Source organism: Salinibacterium sp. UTAS2018, from assembly GCF_004118935.1.
Lineage (GTDB): Bacteria > Actinomycetota > Actinomycetes > Actinomycetales > Microbacteriaceae > Rhodoglobus.
In genome coordinates this window covers 634,646-649,871 of sequence record NZ_CP035375.1, presented here as the reverse complement: position 1 = coordinate 649,871, position 15,226 = coordinate 634,646, and the positions used below count along the sequence as shown (strand labels likewise).

General features: G+C 59.8%; 15 protein-coding genes. 12 read left to right on the top strand and 3 right to left on the bottom strand.

Annotation, left to right across the window (positions count from 1 at the left end):
- The first annotated feature begins 29 nt into the window (after positions 1-29).
- From pdxS to ESZ53_RS03060, 11 genes are all read left to right on the top strand, one after another.
- The gene (gene pdxS, locus ESZ53_RS03110; protein WP_129071497.1) at positions 30-932 is read left to right on the top strand and encodes a pyridoxal 5'-phosphate synthase lyase subunit PdxS; all 903 of its coding nucleotides are present in this window, start codon (positions 30-32) and stop codon (positions 930-932) included.
- The gene (pdxT, locus tag ESZ53_RS03105) at positions 922-1,533 is read left to right on the top strand and encodes a pyridoxal 5'-phosphate synthase glutaminase subunit PdxT (protein ID WP_246837365.1); all 612 of its coding nucleotides are present in this window, start codon (positions 922-924) and stop codon (positions 1,531-1,533) included. The genes pdxS and pdxT overlap by 11 nt, the downstream gene beginning before the upstream one ends.
- An 18-nt stretch (positions 1,534-1,551) precedes the next feature.
- Complete coding sequence (locus ESZ53_RS03100) at positions 1,552-2,166, top strand: hypothetical protein (RefSeq protein WP_129071496.1); 615 nt, start codon at positions 1,552-1,554, stop codon at positions 2,164-2,166.
- 51 nt (positions 2,167-2,217) lie between these two features.
- Positions 2,218-2,976: a YebC/PmpR family DNA-binding transcriptional regulator gene (locus tag ESZ53_RS03095; RefSeq protein WP_129071495.1), complete on the top strand. Its 759-nt coding sequence runs from the start codon at positions 2,218-2,220 to the stop codon at positions 2,974-2,976.
- Positions 2,977-2,985: 9 nt separating this feature from the next.
- The gene (gene ruvC, locus ESZ53_RS03090) at positions 2,986-3,615 is read left to right on the top strand and encodes a crossover junction endodeoxyribonuclease RuvC (protein ID WP_210403861.1); all 630 of its coding nucleotides are present in this window, start codon (positions 2,986-2,988) and stop codon (positions 3,613-3,615) included.
- Positions 3,612-4,229: a Holliday junction branch migration protein RuvA gene (gene ruvA, locus ESZ53_RS03085; protein ID WP_129071493.1), complete on the top strand. Its 618-nt coding sequence runs from the start codon at positions 3,612-3,614 to the stop codon at positions 4,227-4,229. Before ruvC ends, ruvA begins: the two co-directional genes overlap by 4 nt.
- Complete coding sequence (gene ruvB / locus ESZ53_RS03080) at positions 4,229-5,263, top strand: Holliday junction branch migration DNA helicase RuvB (RefSeq protein WP_129071492.1); 1,035 nt, start codon at positions 4,229-4,231, stop codon at positions 5,261-5,263. The genes ruvA and ruvB overlap by 1 nt, the downstream gene beginning before the upstream one ends.
- 64 nt (positions 5,264-5,327) lie before the next feature.
- Complete coding sequence (gene yajC / locus ESZ53_RS03075; protein ID WP_129071491.1) at positions 5,328-5,747, top strand: preprotein translocase subunit YajC; 420 nt, start codon at positions 5,328-5,330, stop codon at positions 5,745-5,747.
- Positions 5,748-5,855: 108 nt separating this feature from the next.
- Positions 5,856-7,592: a protein translocase subunit SecD gene (secD, locus tag ESZ53_RS03070; RefSeq protein WP_129071490.1), complete on the top strand. Its 1,737-nt coding sequence runs from the start codon at positions 5,856-5,858 to the stop codon at positions 7,590-7,592.
- Positions 7,592-8,608, top strand: a complete 1,017-nt coding sequence (secF, locus tag ESZ53_RS03065) for a protein translocase subunit SecF (protein ID WP_129071489.1) — start codon at positions 7,592-7,594, stop codon at positions 8,606-8,608. Before secD ends, secF begins: the two co-directional genes overlap by 1 nt.
- Before the next feature lie 112 nt (positions 8,609-8,720).
- Positions 8,721-10,967 (top strand): bifunctional (p)ppGpp synthetase/guanosine-3',5'-bis(diphosphate) 3'-pyrophosphohydrolase, encoded by a 2,247-nt coding sequence (locus ESZ53_RS03060; protein WP_129071488.1) that lies wholly within the window; start codon positions 8,721-8,723, stop codon positions 10,965-10,967.
- 7 nt (positions 10,968-10,974) lie between these two features.
- Here the strand turns inward: ESZ53_RS03060 and ESZ53_RS03055 are convergent, their stop codons facing one another.
- From ESZ53_RS03055 to ESZ53_RS03045, 3 genes are all read right to left on the bottom strand, one after another.
- Positions 10,975-11,538, bottom strand: a complete 564-nt coding sequence (locus ESZ53_RS03055; RefSeq protein ID WP_129071487.1) for a hypothetical protein — start codon at positions 11,536-11,538, stop codon at positions 10,975-10,977.
- Positions 11,539-11,620: 82 nt separating this feature from the next.
- A complete protein-coding gene (locus tag ESZ53_RS03050; RefSeq protein WP_129071486.1) occupies positions 11,621-12,850 on the bottom strand; it encodes a DUF349 domain-containing protein in 1,230 nt (409 codons plus the stop codon).
- A gap of 83 nt (positions 12,851-12,933) precedes the next feature.
- Entirely contained in the window at positions 12,934-13,728 is a 795-nt protein-coding gene (locus ESZ53_RS03045) for a peptidylprolyl isomerase (RefSeq protein ID WP_129071485.1), read from the bottom strand.
- A 152-nt stretch (positions 13,729-13,880) separates the two neighbouring features.
- Here ESZ53_RS03045 and ESZ53_RS03040 point away from each other — a divergent pair, with 152 nt between their 5' ends.
- Complete coding sequence (locus ESZ53_RS03040; protein ID WP_129071484.1) at positions 13,881-15,212, top strand: replication-associated recombination protein A; 1,332 nt, start codon at positions 13,881-13,883, stop codon at positions 15,210-15,212.
- Positions 15,213-15,226 lie beyond the last annotated feature (14 nt).

Here is a 15,226-nt window from a genome sequence, read left to right as displayed (position 1 = left end):
TTCGCGGCTCCGGTCTTAGCGTTGAAGCTATGAGCGAGAACACTTCATCCAACGAATCGGGTACGAACCGCGTCAAGCGCGGACTGGCAGAAATGCTCAAGGGCGGCGTCATCATGGATGTCGTCAATGCTGAGCAGGCAAAGATTGCAGAGGATGCCGGCGCCGTTGCCGTCATGGCCCTCGAGCGCGTTCCTGCCGACATCCGTTCGCAGGGTGGTGTTGCTCGCATGAGTGATCCCGATCTCATCGACGGCATTATCGCGGCGGTGTCGATCCCTGTAATGGCTAAGGCTCGCATCGGCCACTTCGTCGAAGCTCAAGTTCTTCAGGCGCTCAAGGTCGACTACATCGACGAGTCCGAGGTGTTGAGCCCCGCTGACTACGTGAACCACATCGACAAGTGGAACTTTGACGTTCCCTTCGTCTGCGGCGCGACCAACCTGGGCGAGGCGCTGCGTCGCATCACCGAGGGTGCAGCAATGATTCGCTCGAAGGGTGAAGCGGGCACCGGCGACGTCTCTGAGGCGACCAAGCACATCCGCACCATCAAGGGGCAGATCAACGAGCTCCGCTCGAAGTCGGTCGACGAACTGTACGTCGCGGCGAAAGAACTGCAGGCGCCGTACGAACTCGTTCGCGAGGTTGCCCAGAGCGGCAAGCTTCCCGTCGTTCTCTTCACCGCTGGTGGAGTAGCTACGCCGGCCGATGCCGCGCTCATGATGCAGCTCGGCGCCGATGGTGTCTTCGTCGGTTCGGGAATCTTCAAGTCGGGTAACCCGGCTCAGCGCGCCGCGGCCATCGTCAAGGCGACGACTTTCTATGATGACCCCAACGTCATCGCCGAGACCTCGCGTGGTTTGGGCGAAGCAATGGTGGGAATCAACGTGTCTGATCTGGCAGCACCGCACCGCCTCTCTGAGCGTGGCTGGTAACGCCTCCGTCGATCAGCTTCCCATCGGGGTCCTTGCCCTTCAGGGTGACTTTCGTGAGCACCTGCAGGTGCTCCAGCAGCTCGGAGAAGCCGCGGTAGCGGTCAAAACTCCTCAGCAGCTGGAGCACATTGCCGGTCTCATCATTCCTGGCGGTGAGTCGAGCGTGATTGACAAGCTCTCTCGTCTGTACGGGCTCTTCGAGCCGATCCGGACGGCTATCCGCTCGGGACTTCCTGTCTACGGAACCTGCGCGGGGCTCATCATGCTGGCGGACACCGTGCAGGATTCCATCGAGGGTCAGCAATCCTTCGGTGGTCTCGATGTGGTTGTTCGTCGAAACGCGTTCGGCTCTCAGACCGATTCGTTTGAAACCGATTTGAGTATCCCGGAGCTTGGGGAGAAGCCCGTGCACGCTGTCTTCATCCGAGCTCCTGTCGTAGAGAGCGTCGGCGCACTGGCACGCGCACTTTCGACGCTGGATGACGGCCGCATTGTTGCGGTAGAGCAAGGTAACCTGCTCGGCACGTCTTTCCATCCCGAAATTACCGGCGACAGCCGGTTCCATGAGTACTTCGTGAGTCGGGTCCGCGCCGCGCAGTAAATCCTGCATCATGGGGGAATGCAACTGTATGCCGACCAGCCCGCGCGTCGAACGCTTCAGATTGCTGCTGACCTGATCTCCGTCGGGTTCATCGTGATCTGGATTGCTCTCGGTGTCTGGGTGTACCAACTCATCGCCGCCTTCCAAGAACTTGGCGTCCAGATGCAGGCCGCAGGCGCCGGGTTCGAATCGACGATGGTCGAACTCGGCAACACCCTTGGCTCCGTACCATTGATCGGGTCGGGCATCCGGGCGCCGTTCGGCGGTGCGAGTGAGGCTGGGGCGGCGCTCGAGTCTGCCGGGCAAAGCCAACAGACTTCGGTCGAAGCCGCCGCCACTGCGGTGGGACTGTTCATCGGCATCGTACCTGTGGCCCTTATTCTTCTCGTGTGGCTGTTGCCGCGCCTCCGTTTTGCGGTGCGGGCGAGCGAAGCCAAGAGGGTCTTGGCGACGCCGGGTGGGGCAAATCTGCTTGCGCTCCGTGCATTGTCGACGCTCAGCCTTACTGTCCTAGCGCGGGTCTCGGACGATCCCGCCGCTGAATGGCGAGCGGGCAACGGTGCGATTGTCGCGAGACTCGCGCAGTTGCAATTAGCGGAGTTAGGCCTCCGCAGCTCGGTCGAAGAACGCTAGTGCGGGGATTCGCGCAGTCGAGCGAGTCTCGAACGCATTAGAATGTCCTTTATGTCAGGGCACTCTAAATGGGCAACTACCAAGCACAAAAAAGCGATTACGGATTCGCGTCGCGCGAAGGCGTTCGCGAAACTCATCAAGAATATTGAGGTCGCCGCCAAGATCGGTGGCGCTGATCTTTCGGGAAACCCGACTCTTGTCGACGCCATTCAGAAGGCGAAGAAGACGTCTGTTCCCAACGACAACATCGATCGTGCGGTTAAGCGTGGCTCAGGCCAACTCGGTGACGCCATTGAGTACCTCAACATCATGTACGAGGGCTACGGCCCCAACGGGGTCGCACTCATGGTCGAGTGTCTCACCGACAACAAGAATCGCGCAGCAGCTGACGTTCGAACGATTATGAGCCGCAACGGTGGCTCGCTGGCAGATCCCGGCAGCGTTGCTTACAACTTCGAACGCAAGGGCGTTATCTCGATCACGAAGACCGAGGGTGTCTCAGAAGATGACATCCTCATGGCGGTGCTCGATGCTGGCGCCGAGGAGGTCAAGAACCACGGTGAGGGTTTCGAGGTCATCACTGACACAGCGCACCTGGTCGAATCTCGTAATGCGCTGCAGACTGCCGGTATCGATTACGACTCGTCCGAGGCAGAGTTCGTCCCGAACCTCAAGGTTGAGGTCGACGCCGACACTGCGCGCAAGGTTTTCAAATTAATTGATGCCCTCGAAGAGTCTGACGACGTTCAGAACATCTACTCGAACTTTGACATCAGCGCCGAGGTGCAAGCCGAACTCGACGAGGACTAGTCGATGACCCTGCGGGTGATCGGGATTGACCCCGGTCTCACGCGCTGTGGTGTCGGAGTCGTCGACGTCGCTCCGAATCGACGAGCAACGCTTGTCTACGTCGGAGTGGTCCGTACGCCGCCAGAGATGGCGCTTGAGGAACGATTGCGGCTGATCGGTGAGGGCATCGACGCGGTGATTGGCGAGTATGCGCCGACTCAGCTCTCCCTTGAGCGGGTTTTTGCCCAGAACAACCTCAGTACCGTCATGGGTACCGCGCAAGCCAGCGGCGTCGCTATGTATGTCGCCGCGCGCCGGGAGCTTTCTGTCTCGCTGCATACTCCCACCGAAGTGAAGCTTGCGATCACTGGTTTCGGTGGAGCTGATAAGAAGCAAGTAGGAACCATGGTTGCCCGCGTTCTCGGTCTTGCCGAAGCGCCCACACCGGCGGATGCCGCGGATGCGTGCGCCCTAGCGATCTGTGGTGCGTGGAAGAGTGGGCCGGGATTTGCGGCCTCACCCCGCGCGACTGTGGCTGATGTGGGGGCGGGCGCCGCTGGAGCGAGGCGAACATCACCGGTCAGTTCCGGTCTCACCCCGGCGCAGGAGGCGTGGCGGTCGGCAGAGAAGTCAGCGGGTGCTCGTAGGCTGAACCTATGATTTCATCCCTTCGCGGCACGGTTCTCGCCGCGGTCGGAACCTCACTCGTCATCGAGGTCGGGGGAGTGGGGCTCAGCGTGAGCGTTACTCCCGAGCACGCGCTCTCGGTACGAGTAGGTTCTGAAACCCAAGTCAATACTGCTCTCATCGTGCGTGAAGACGATCTCGCCCTGTATGGCTTCCGGTCAGCTGAGGAGCTTGAAGTATTTAACCTCCTGCGAGGCGTCACCGGAGTCGGCCCTAAGAGTGCGATGGGTGTTCTCGCCGCGCTCACGCCCGATGACGTTGCCCGCGCTGTCACCGAAGAAAATGACTCCGCATTCCGCAAGGTCTCGGGTATCGGCCCCAAAACGGCCAAACTCATTGTGCTTAATCTCGCGGGCAAGCTTGTGGTGTCGACGCGACAGCCCGGGGTTACCTCGGTACGTGCCAACTCGGTCTCTGAACAAGTATCGATGGCGCTGCAGGGTTTGGGCTGGCCCGACAAGCTCGCGCAGCCCGCGGCAGAGAGCGCTCTGCGCGACGCAAGCGAAGCAGAGCTTAACGACGTTCAAGCGATTCTTCGCCGGGCCATCTTGCTTGTCGGCTCGCGCGGCGGCAAGGCCGGCTCCTAATGTTCAACAACAGCGACGAAGAAGTAGTTAACCCCACCGTCGAGTCGGATGCCGAACTCGCGTTTGAGGGAGCGTTGCGACCAGCTTCGCTCGCAGAGTTCGTTGGCCAGACGAAAGTTCGGGGTCAGCTGCAGCTTCTGTTGCGTGCTGCTGCGATGCAGAATCGAACGGCTGATCACATCCTCCTAGCAGGTCCGCCTGGTCTAGGCAAGACGACGCTGGCGATGATCGTGGCTCACGAGAGTGACCGACCTCTGCGTCTCTCGAGCGGGCCGGCTATCCAACATGCGGGCGATCTTGCCGCAGTACTGTCTTCACTTCTCCCGGGCGAAGTGCTCTTTATTGACGAGATTCACCGCATGGCGCGCTCGGCAGAAGAGATGCTGTACCTCGCGATGGAAGATTTCAGAATCGACATCATGGTCGGAAAGGGAGCCGGGGCGACTTCCATCCCGCTCGATATCGCACCCTTTACCTTGGTAGGTGCGACGACCCGCTCAGGGCTTCTCCCCAACCCGCTTCGCGACCGCTTCGGCTTCACGGCTCATCTTGAGTTCTACGACGAGGCTGAGCTGGAGCGCGTTATCGCGCGCACGGCACGCATGCTTGATCTCGAGATCGACCATGAAGCCGTTGCTGAGATTGCCGGACGATGCCGGGGTACTCCGCGAATCGCGAACCGATTGCTGCGCAGAGTCCGCGACTACGCGCTCGTGAACGATACGGCCGCGAGCAAGGATGCAGTGCGGGCCGCGTTGGAGCTCTATGACGTCGACGAGCGGGGTCTCGATCGTCTTGACCGCGCCGTAATGATGACGGTCCTCGAGCGTTTCGACGGGGGACCGGTGGGTCTCAGCACTTTGGCAGTGTCGGTCGGTGAAGAGGCTGAGACCGTAGAGTCTGTGGTCGAGCCGTTCTTGGTGCGCGTCGGATTGCTCACGCGAACGCCCCGAGGACGAGTTGCGACACGAGCGGCGTGGGATCACTTCGGGATGACCGACCGGGATTCGGCCGCCGCTACCGATGAACTATAGTTTTACTGGCTAAACACGCGCCTCAGCTTGAGCGCCAGGCCCACAGACCACCGAAAGGTACCTCATGGATCCTCTTTCTATTGCAATGCTCGCTATTCTCGGCGTGCTCATCTTCTTCATGTTCCGCAACAGCCGTAAGCGCAAGGCTCAGCAGGAAGAACTGCGCGAGCAGATGGTGCCCGGCGTAGAAGTGATGACCAACTTCGGTCTCTTCGGAACGCTCATCACGATGGACACGGCGAAGAACGAAGCTGAGATCGAAATCAGCAACGGCGTTGTCGTCAAGGTTCACAGCCAGACCCTCGCCAAGGTAGTCGTTGAAGAAGCCGTAGAAGACGGCGCTCCTCGTTCGGTCGAAGAAGCCATGGAGATCGCTAACCGCGAAGCTGCGGAGCGCGAAGCTGCCACGGACGCTTCCGCTGATTCTGAAACACCGGAATTCGGCGAGCTCTCCGACTCGAAGGACGACAAGTCCTCAAAGTAGAGGAACGTCGCCCGTAACCCACTAGTGTTGAGAGTCGTCCTACCCGAGGGTGACTGTCCAACGGCGTGCGATTCCGCACTGCTCTGTCAAGAAAGCTGAGTCAAATAGGTGGCAAGAACAACCCCTGTGAAGAACGCCTGGCGGGCCATAGTCTGGCTCACAGCAATCACGGTGGGATTCACCGTCTTAGTTGGCGCTGGCTCCATCTTCGGTACGGCATCGTGGGCTCCGAAGCTTGCTCTTGACCTTCAGGGCGGAACGCAAATTGTTCTCGCCCCGCAGCTAGAGAGTGGACAAACCGTGTCGGGCGAGCAACTCGCTCAAGCGGTGTCGATCATTCGCGACCGTGTTGACGCCAGTGGCGTATCGGAAGCGGAGATCACCACGCAGGGCGCAAGCAACGTCGTGGTCTCCATCCCCGGAACCCCGGACGACGAAACACTCGCGCGTATTCAGGCGTCGGCCAAGCTCGAGTTCCGGCCGGTTCTTTACACCGAGGTCGCGAGCACCGCTACCGCTGAGGAAACTCCGGACCCGGCGTCGACGGATGCTCCTGATGAAGAGACGGCGACTCCCGAGCCCACCCTCGCGACGACGCCTACTGCAGCGCCGACAGATGCCAGCGACTTGAACTGGATCACCGAAGCTCTGTTCGATGAGTACAGCAACTTTGATTGCTCGTCGCTCGACAACTTCAGCGTCGCGCCTGCAGACGAAGCGCTCATCACGTGTGAAGCCGATGGTTCGTTCAAGTACATTCTTGGCCCGGTCGAGGTCGAAGGAAGTACCATCACCGACGCATCATCCGGCCTCGTCTCGAGCTCACAGGGCGTCAGCACCGGCCAGTGGGGCGTCTTCCCGACGTTCGACGCCGAGGGCACTGCTGCAGTCCGCGAGATGACGACCCGCCTGTTCGGGTTCGACAACACCGACCCGCGCAACCGTTTCGCGATTGTTCTTGACGGTCAGGTCATTTCGGCGCCGACGACTCAGGGCATCATCACTGGCGGTAACCCGCAGATCTCGGGGAGCTTCACTCAAGAATCTGCAACCATTCTGGCGGACCAGCTGAAGTTCGGTGCTCTTCCCATCGGCTTTGAGGTTCAGAGCAAAGAGGACATCTCCGCAACGCTCGGCACCGCGCAGTTAAATTCGGGCATCATCGCCGGCCTCATCGGACTGCTGCTGGTGGTCATCTACTCCCTCTTCCAATACCGCCTTCTGGGTCTGGTTACCGTGGCATCGCTCATCGTTGCCGGCGTGTTGACGTACCTCGTGATCGCGTATCTTTCCTGGCGTCATGGCTACCGACTCTCGCTAGCTGGTGTCGCCGGATTGATTGTCGCTATCGGTTTCACCGCCGACTCGTTCATCGTGTATTTCGAGCGAATCCGCGATGAGCTTCGTGATGGCCGCTCGCTGACTGGCGCGGTCGAGGCCGGCTGGAAACGTGCTCTGCGCACGATCTTCGCCGCAAAGGCGGTCAACCTTCTGTCGGCGGTCGTGCTCTTCGTTCTCGCTGTCGGTAACGTCCGTGGATTCGCTCTAACCCTCGGGTTGACGACAGTCATCGACGTGCTGGTCGTGGTGTTGTTCACTCACCCGGTCCTTCAGCTGCTTGCGACTACGCGATTCTTCTCCAGCGGTCACCCGCTGAGTGGGCTTGACCCCAACGCTCTCGGTGCCGTCTACCGTGGTCGTGCGCAGTTCCGCACCCCGGTTGCTACGAAGAACAACACCGGAGCGAGTCGCGAAGCTGCTCGCCGCCAAACAATCGCCGAACGAAAAGCTGCTGAGCTGGCTGGCACTGCTAAAGATTCCGGCTCAGATGGAAAGGACTCCTGATGGCTAGCTTCTCTAAGTTTGGCAACGATCTCTACACCGGCGATGTCTCGATCAACTTCATCGGTCGCCGTAAGGTGTGGTACACCCTTGCTGCGGTACTGATTGCAATCTCGATCGTTGTGCCGGCACTTCGCGGCGGTTACGTTTTCGGCATCGAGTTCACTGGTGGATCACAGTTCCAGATTGATTCGGTCCAAGCGCTCTCGGATTCAGATTCCAGTGCGGAGGCTCAGAATCTCGCGTCTGACACGGTTGTCGGCATTGTTGGCGATGCTGAGCCCAAGGTGACGGTCATCGGAACTAGCTCGCTCCGCGTGCAGACCGAACAGCTCGAGACAGAGGAATCGAATGCTGTGCGCGATGCTCTCGCCGGTGCGTTCAATGTCGACCGAGAGCTCGTCGCCGCGTCATTCGTCGGACCGTCGTGGGGCGCCGACATCACGAGTTCCGCGCTTCGTGCGCTTCTCGTGTTTATCGCGCTAGCCGCCGTGATGATGGCGATCTACTTCCGCACGTGGAAGATGTCGATCGCCGCAATGATTGCGCTGCTTCACGACATCGTGATTACTGCCGGCGTCTACGGAATCTTCGGTTTCGAGATCACGCCCTCTGCCGTGATCGGATTCCTCACGATCTTGGGATTCTCGCTGTACGACACCGTCGTAGTGTTCGACAAGATTCGAGAGAATACGTCGGAAGATGGATCGGAATCTCGTCGTACTTTCGCTGAGTCTGTGAACCTAGCGGTCAATCAGACCTTGGTGCGTTCGATCAACACTGGAGTGGTCGCCGCGCTTCCCGTCGCAGCGATCCTCTTCATCGGTGCCTACGTTCTCGGTGCCGGTACGCTGCGTGATATCGCTCTGGCTCTGTTCATCGGTATCGTCGTCGGCACGTACTCGACCATCTTCATCGCCGCTCCGCTCTACGCGCAGTTCCGCCAAAACGAGCCAGCCATCCTTAGTCGCACCAAGCGATTGACTGCTGCTCGCGCCGCGGACAAGGGCAACAAGTAACCACAATGGGCGAACGGCAGTGTGTGCGTTCGCAGGCGGCTGAGTCCGCCCTGAGCGACTGTGTCTTCGCTCATCCCGAACACAACCTAGAATCAAACTAGGGGGTAAAGGGATGAGCGAAGCGCAACAGTCATCGGCTTCTTTCCGCGCGCTACTTCCGCGGCTTTTCTCGCGAGCTCAGCCAGCGGGCTCGGTCGAAAAGCTACTGCGCACCGTAAAGACGACCCACCCCAAGGCAAACCTCGCGCTGATCGAACGCGCCTACGCCGCAGCATTCCGAGCTCACGATGGCCAGAAGCGCAAGAGTGGCGAGCCATACATCACTCATCCAATCGCCGTGGCGCAGATTCTTGCGGAACTGGGGATTGGCGAAAAGACGATCGCCGCCGCGCTGCTTCATGACACGGTAGAAGACACGGCGTATTCGCTCGACGAGCTCCGACTTGAGTTCGGCGACGAGATCGCGATGCTGGTCGACGGCGTAACCAAACTCGACAAGGTCAAGTACGGCGATAGCGCTCAAGCCGAGACCGTGCGCAAGATGATCGTCGCCATGTCGAAAGATATCCGCGTTCTGGTCATCAAACTCGCCGACCGCCTGCACAACGCCCGCACCTGGGGGTTCGTTCCGCGAGAGTCGGCGTCACGCAAGGCACAAGAGACCTTAGAGATCTACGCACCGCTTGCTCACCGCCTCGGTATTCAGGCAATTAAGCTTGAACTCGAAGACCTCTCTTTCGCCGTGCTGCATCCCAAAATCTACGTCGAAATCGAGAGCCTGGTTACGAAGCGGACTCCTCAGCGTGACGAGTTCGTCAAGCAAGTCATCGCCTCCGTAAAGGATGACCTGCGTACGTCGCGCATCAAGGGATCGGTTGCGGGTCGCCCGAAGCAGTACTACTCGATCTATCAGAAGATGATCGTGCGCGGGCGTGAGTTCGACGAGATCTACGACCTCGTGGGCATCCGGGTTCTCGTCAATTCTGTGCGCGACTGTTATGCCGTTCTTGGGTCGATCCACGCGCGCTGGAATCCGATCCCTGGTCGCTTCAAGGATTACATCGCTACGCCGAAGTTCAATCTGTACCAGTCGCTTCACACCACCGTTATTGGTCCTCAGGGCCGGGCCGTGGAGATCCAGATTCGTACGAATGAAATGCACCACCGCGCCGAGTTCGGTGTGGCGGCGCATTGGAAGTACAAAGACCGTGCGGCAGGCAAAGCAGTCGAGTCCGGCCCCGCTGACAACGACATGGCGTGGCTCGCACACATCACGGACTGGCAAGCGGAAACCTCTGACCCGAGCGAGTTCCTGGAGTCTCTACGCTTCGAGATCGGAGCCAAAGAGGTCTACGTTTTCACACCGCAGGGCAGGGTGATCGGTTTGCCGGCGGGTGCAACGCCCGTCGACTTTGCTTATGCAGTGCACACTGAAATCGGACATCGCACGATGGGCGCGAAGGTCAATGGCCGTCTCGTGCCGCTGGAGACGGTGTTGACTAGCGGCGACTCTGTGGAGATGTTCACTTCTAAGAGCCCCGACGCTGCTCCGAGTCAGGACTGGCTCGGTTTCGTGAAGAGTACTCGGGCCCGCAACAAGATTCGTGCGTGGTTTACCAAGGAACGGCGCGACGAAGCAATTGAGCAGGGCAAGGATGCGATTGCCCGTGCAATGCGCAAGCAAAACATGCCGCTCCAGAAACTCATGAGTCAAGAGTCGTTCGCCGAGCTCGCCGCCGCGATGCGCTACGAAGACGTGTCGGCGCTGTATGCCGCTGTCGGGGAAGGTCACATTTCGACGCAGTCGGTAATCGAAAAGCTAGTAGGGTCTCTCAGTACCGGGACCGAAGAGGATGAGGGGGAGCTTTCCTTCCCCGCGGCAGGCAAGCTTCGTCCGTATAAGCATTCCGACTCGGGGATCCTGGTTCGTGGTGCACCCGATATTTTGGTCAAGCTCGCGCGCTGCTGCACACCGGTCCCCGGTGACGGCGTTGTCGGCTTCGTCACGCGCGGTGCGGGCGTCTCTGTTCACCGTGACGATTGTAAGAACGTTCAGTCGTTGCTGGACGAACCGGAACGGATGATCGACGTCGAGTGGGCGCCCACATCGAAGAGTCTCTTCTTGGTTCAGATTCAGGTCGAGGCTCTTGACCGCGCCGGATTGCTCTCCGACATCACCAAGGTGTTGAGCGAAACGCACGTCAATATCTTGTCGGCGACCGTGAACACATCAACGGCCCGGTTAGCCATCAGCAAGTTCGTGTTTGAGATGGGGGATACGACTCATCTTGACCGTGTACTAAATGCGGTTCGCCGCGTGGATGCGGTGTACGACGTCTATCGCGTGAACAGCGGGTAAGACGCTCTTAGACGGTAGCGGAGCGCTCACCGAGACTTTCTAGTCGGGTGAGGGCGAGTCGCTTCTGCGGCAAGTTTCGCCGTGCGTTGAGGACCGCGGCGCACTCCTCGTAACCGAAAGCGCCGTCTGCCATCAGCGTGGAAACTGCTGCGCTCTCGCGCGGTCCGAAGGATTCGCTGAAGCGAGCGAGGTCTATTACCGTTCGCAGCCGCGATGTGACACTCACCCCGGAGATCGTATCGATGTCGTCCGCGTCGATCACCACTTCTCGCAACACCGCGCGAAGGCTGCTGGGCGGGCGGGTGCGGGCACCGATCGCCACACACAGTTCGTGGTTCACTGGGGGATTGAGCGTAGCCGCCCAGACCCACGCGGCCGTCATCCGTTCGGCAATGATTCGCGGATCGAGAACGACCGCCAGAGCGCGAGCACGCAGGTGAATAGTGTCAAACTCATCAATCGGGCAGAAGCAACTATCTAATGCGTAGAGCTCGCCGTCGAGCGCAGCACACTGCAATTCAACTAGAGGTAAGTCGTAGGCGCTGAGTACTGAAGGCAATCGTGGTGTCATACGTCAATGGTGCGACCACTGACGACAGATCATGCGCACAGAGTCTGGTTCAGTGGAGAACCAGAACCCTGTGGACAGATGATTACCGAAGGGCGCCCAACCATGCCTTGCGGGCATCGAGAGCGTCTTGTGCGGCTGCGATCTTCTTTGCGTCCTTTGTTGCCTGAGCTTCGGCAAGTTCCGCTTCCAGCTTCTGGATTGCTTCGTTGAGCTGGCCCAGGAAGCCTTCGGAACGCTCTTGCCGCTCAGGGTTGTTCTTGTTCCAGTGATCTTCGTCAAGCGTGCGAACGGCCGTTTCAACCTTACGCAGGCGGTCTTCAGCTACCTTGACCTTGTCGCGAGGAACCTTGCCGATTTCATCCCAGCGCTTCTGGATCGAGAACAGAGCTTTCTTGGCCTGTGTTCGGTCCGTGGCGGTCAGGAGCGGCTCGGCTTCCTCAAGAAGCGCCTTCTTGAGTTCCCAGTTGGCAGTGAACTCGACATTATCCTGAGCGTCAATCTCTGACTTCGCAGAGTAGAGAACGTCACCTGCCTGCTTGAACTTAGCCCAGAGAGCATCGTCGAACTTCTTGCCCGCGCGGCCGGCGGCCTTCCACTGGTCAAGCAAACGACGGTAGGTAGGGATGCCGTCCACGCCTTGAGCAACGAGCGCTTCTGCTTGGTCGACGAGCGCTTGCTTGTCGGCGCGAGCCTTCTTGTGGGCAGAGTCGAGCTCGGCAAAGAATGCTCGACGGTGGGTGTCAATGGTGCTGCGGGCAGCACGGAATCGCTTCCAGAGCTCGTTGGCCTCGTTCTTGGGAAGTCGAGGACCATCCGTCTGGTGCGCCTTCCAGCGCGCGAAGATGCCATCCATCTGCGCAGTGACCTGTTTCCACTGAGCTTTGGCGGGGTCGGCAGCGGCGAGAGTCTCGGCCTCCACGACGAGTGCGGTCCGCACTGTGATCGCTTCCGCCAGCGCGGCTTTTGCCTCTTCGCTTTGCTTCTCGGTCAGCTTAGAGACGGAACCGCTCAGTGCTTCGACGCGAGTGTGGAGCGCGGCGAGGTCGCCGACGGCGTTAGCCGTCGTGATCGACTCTTTGAGTGCCTTGATGGCTTTGGCGACGTCGGACGCCGGAGCACCGTTCTTGACCCGTTGTTCGAGCAAGGTCACCTGACCAGCCAGCTCGTGGTACTTGCGGGTGAAGTAGGCCAGGGCCTCTTCGGGAGTTCCGTCAGGGTATTGGCCTACGGCGCGTTCGCCGTTGGCCTCTCGGACGAAAACGGTACCCGTCTCGTCGACGTGTCCCCACTCGTTCTGCTCTTGTGTAGCCAATTACTTCACCTTGCTGCTTGTGCCGGAAGTCGCTGCCGGGTTACCCAAGCTTAGAACAACCACGCTATCGGTCGCTGACGCTGTTATTGGATCGTGAAGCCAGTGATGCTTGTGGCAGTCACCGGTGCTCCGTCTTGGGCATCATCCACAATGCCGCCAGCGACGATCTCTGATTGGAGAGCGTCGAGTCCTGAAACGACCTGGCCAACAATGCTGTAGCCGCCGGCATTGTCGTCAGGAATGATTGCATCGTCGTAAACGATGAAAAATTGTCGCCCGTTGGAGAACGCATCGTCGCCTGTACGGGCCATGGCAATGGTGCCGGCGGGGTAGAAGCCGCCTACGCCGGCGTTCTCGACGGGTCCGTAGGCGTAGTTGGGATCGCTGGCTCCGGTGCCGTCGAGTGAACCGCACTGGATGAGGCCGGCAGTCTCGGTGTCGACCAGTCGGTGGCACGTGGTGCCTTCGTAGTATCCCGATGACGCGGAGTCAACGAGGGAAGATACGGCCTGAGGTGCGGCAGCCCCATCGAGTTCGATCCCGAGAACGACGTCGTTCAGAGTCAGTTCACCGGTCCAGGTGCGAGCCTCGGCCAGCGCGAGGTCGGGAACGTCGCCGACGTTTCCCGGTTCGGTGGCTTCGGCTTCAGGAGTGAAAGAGGGGGCTGGCTCCGGAGTGCCGGGGCCGGAAGAGAAGTAGAAAACCTGCGCGGTAGCAACGAGTGCGATGATGGCGAGTCCAACGCCAATCGCCAGCACGTTATCGCGCTTACGGCGTGCAATGGTGCTTTCGTGCACCGAGGCTCGAGCTGTGTACTGGCGCAGCCGTTCCCGCGCTTCTCGTTGCTCGCGTGAATGCTTCTTGCTGGATGCCACCATTACTCCTTGAAGAATTGCGGATTTCGCCGCTGTCGTAGGAACGCCACAATGAACCTTACGGTCTGGTGCGAAGCTCGGCCAAACGCCACGACGGGGAGCAGTGAACAGCGAACGCTGTGTCAATGGTCGGTACAGCCGATTACGATTGGCTTATGAACGGTTCCGCCACTCTGCACAGCGGAGCAACACCCCTCGCGGTGCGCATGCGACCCCTCGTCATCGACGAGATAGTCGGACAGAAGCATTTGCTGCAGCGCGGGTCACCGCTGATGAGTTTGGCGTCGGACGTCGAAGGCAGTCACGGTTCGGCATCCATTATTCTCTGGGGACCGCCTGGCACCGGCAAGACCACCATTGCGAAAGCGATCGCCCGCGGCTCACAGCGCAAGTTTGTGGAACTCTCGGCAGTAACTGCCGGTGTGAAAGATGTCCGCCAGACGATGGAAGAGGCGCTGACGGCGCGTGACCTCTACGGAGTCTCGACGGTGTTGTTCCTTGACGAGATTCACCGGTTTACGAAGGCCCAACAGGACGCGCTGCTCCCGGGCGTGGAGAACGGTTGGGTCATCCTGATCGCGGCGACAACCGAGAACCCGTCGTTTTCGGTAATTTCACCTCTGTTATCGCGCTCCTTACTCTTGACGCTCAATCAACTCGACGACGACGACTTGGGCGAACTCGTCGACCGCGCTGTCAGCGATCCACGGGGCCTTAAGGATGCTGTTGTCTTAGAACCCGAGGCCCGTGCCCTCCTCATTCGTTTGTCGTCAGGAGATGCGCGTCGTGTACTGACCGCACTTGAGGCCTCGGCCGTTTCCGCAGCAAATGACGATGATGCGGCGTCGCCCGCGGTGGTCACCGCCGAACACGTCGCGAACGCCGTCGATCGCGCGCTCTTGCGGTACGACAGGCAGGGTGATGAACACTACGACGTGATTAGCGCGTTCATTAAGTCAGTGCGTGGTTCAGACGTCGACGCGGCACTGCACTACTTAGCCCGCATGATCGAAGCGGGGGAGGACCCGCGCTTTATCGCTCGACGGGTCATCATTAGCGCTGCAGAAGATGTCGGTGTCGCTGACCCGCAGGCACTCGTCATCGCTGTCGCCGCCGCCGATGCAGTTCAGCTTATTGGTATGCCCGAGGGGCGAATTCCGCTAGCCGAGGCCGTCGTTTATCTCGCGACCGCGCCCAAGTCGAATGCTGCCTACTCTGCTCTGGATGCGGCCATCGCCGATGTGCGGGCAGGCAAGATTGGGCGAGTCCCCAAGCCCCTTCGCGATGCCCACTATCCGGGCGCTAAGCGCCTCGGGCATGGAAAGGGCTATCGCTACTCTCACGATTCGGAGTTTGGGGTTGTGAAGCAGCAGTACCTTCCCGATGTACTGAAAGGCACCGAGTACTACACGCCAACCAATAACGGCAACGAGCGCGAAGTCTCGGCGCGACTAGCCAAATTGCGCGAGATTATTCGAGGCGAGTAAGCCCGTGCAAGGCG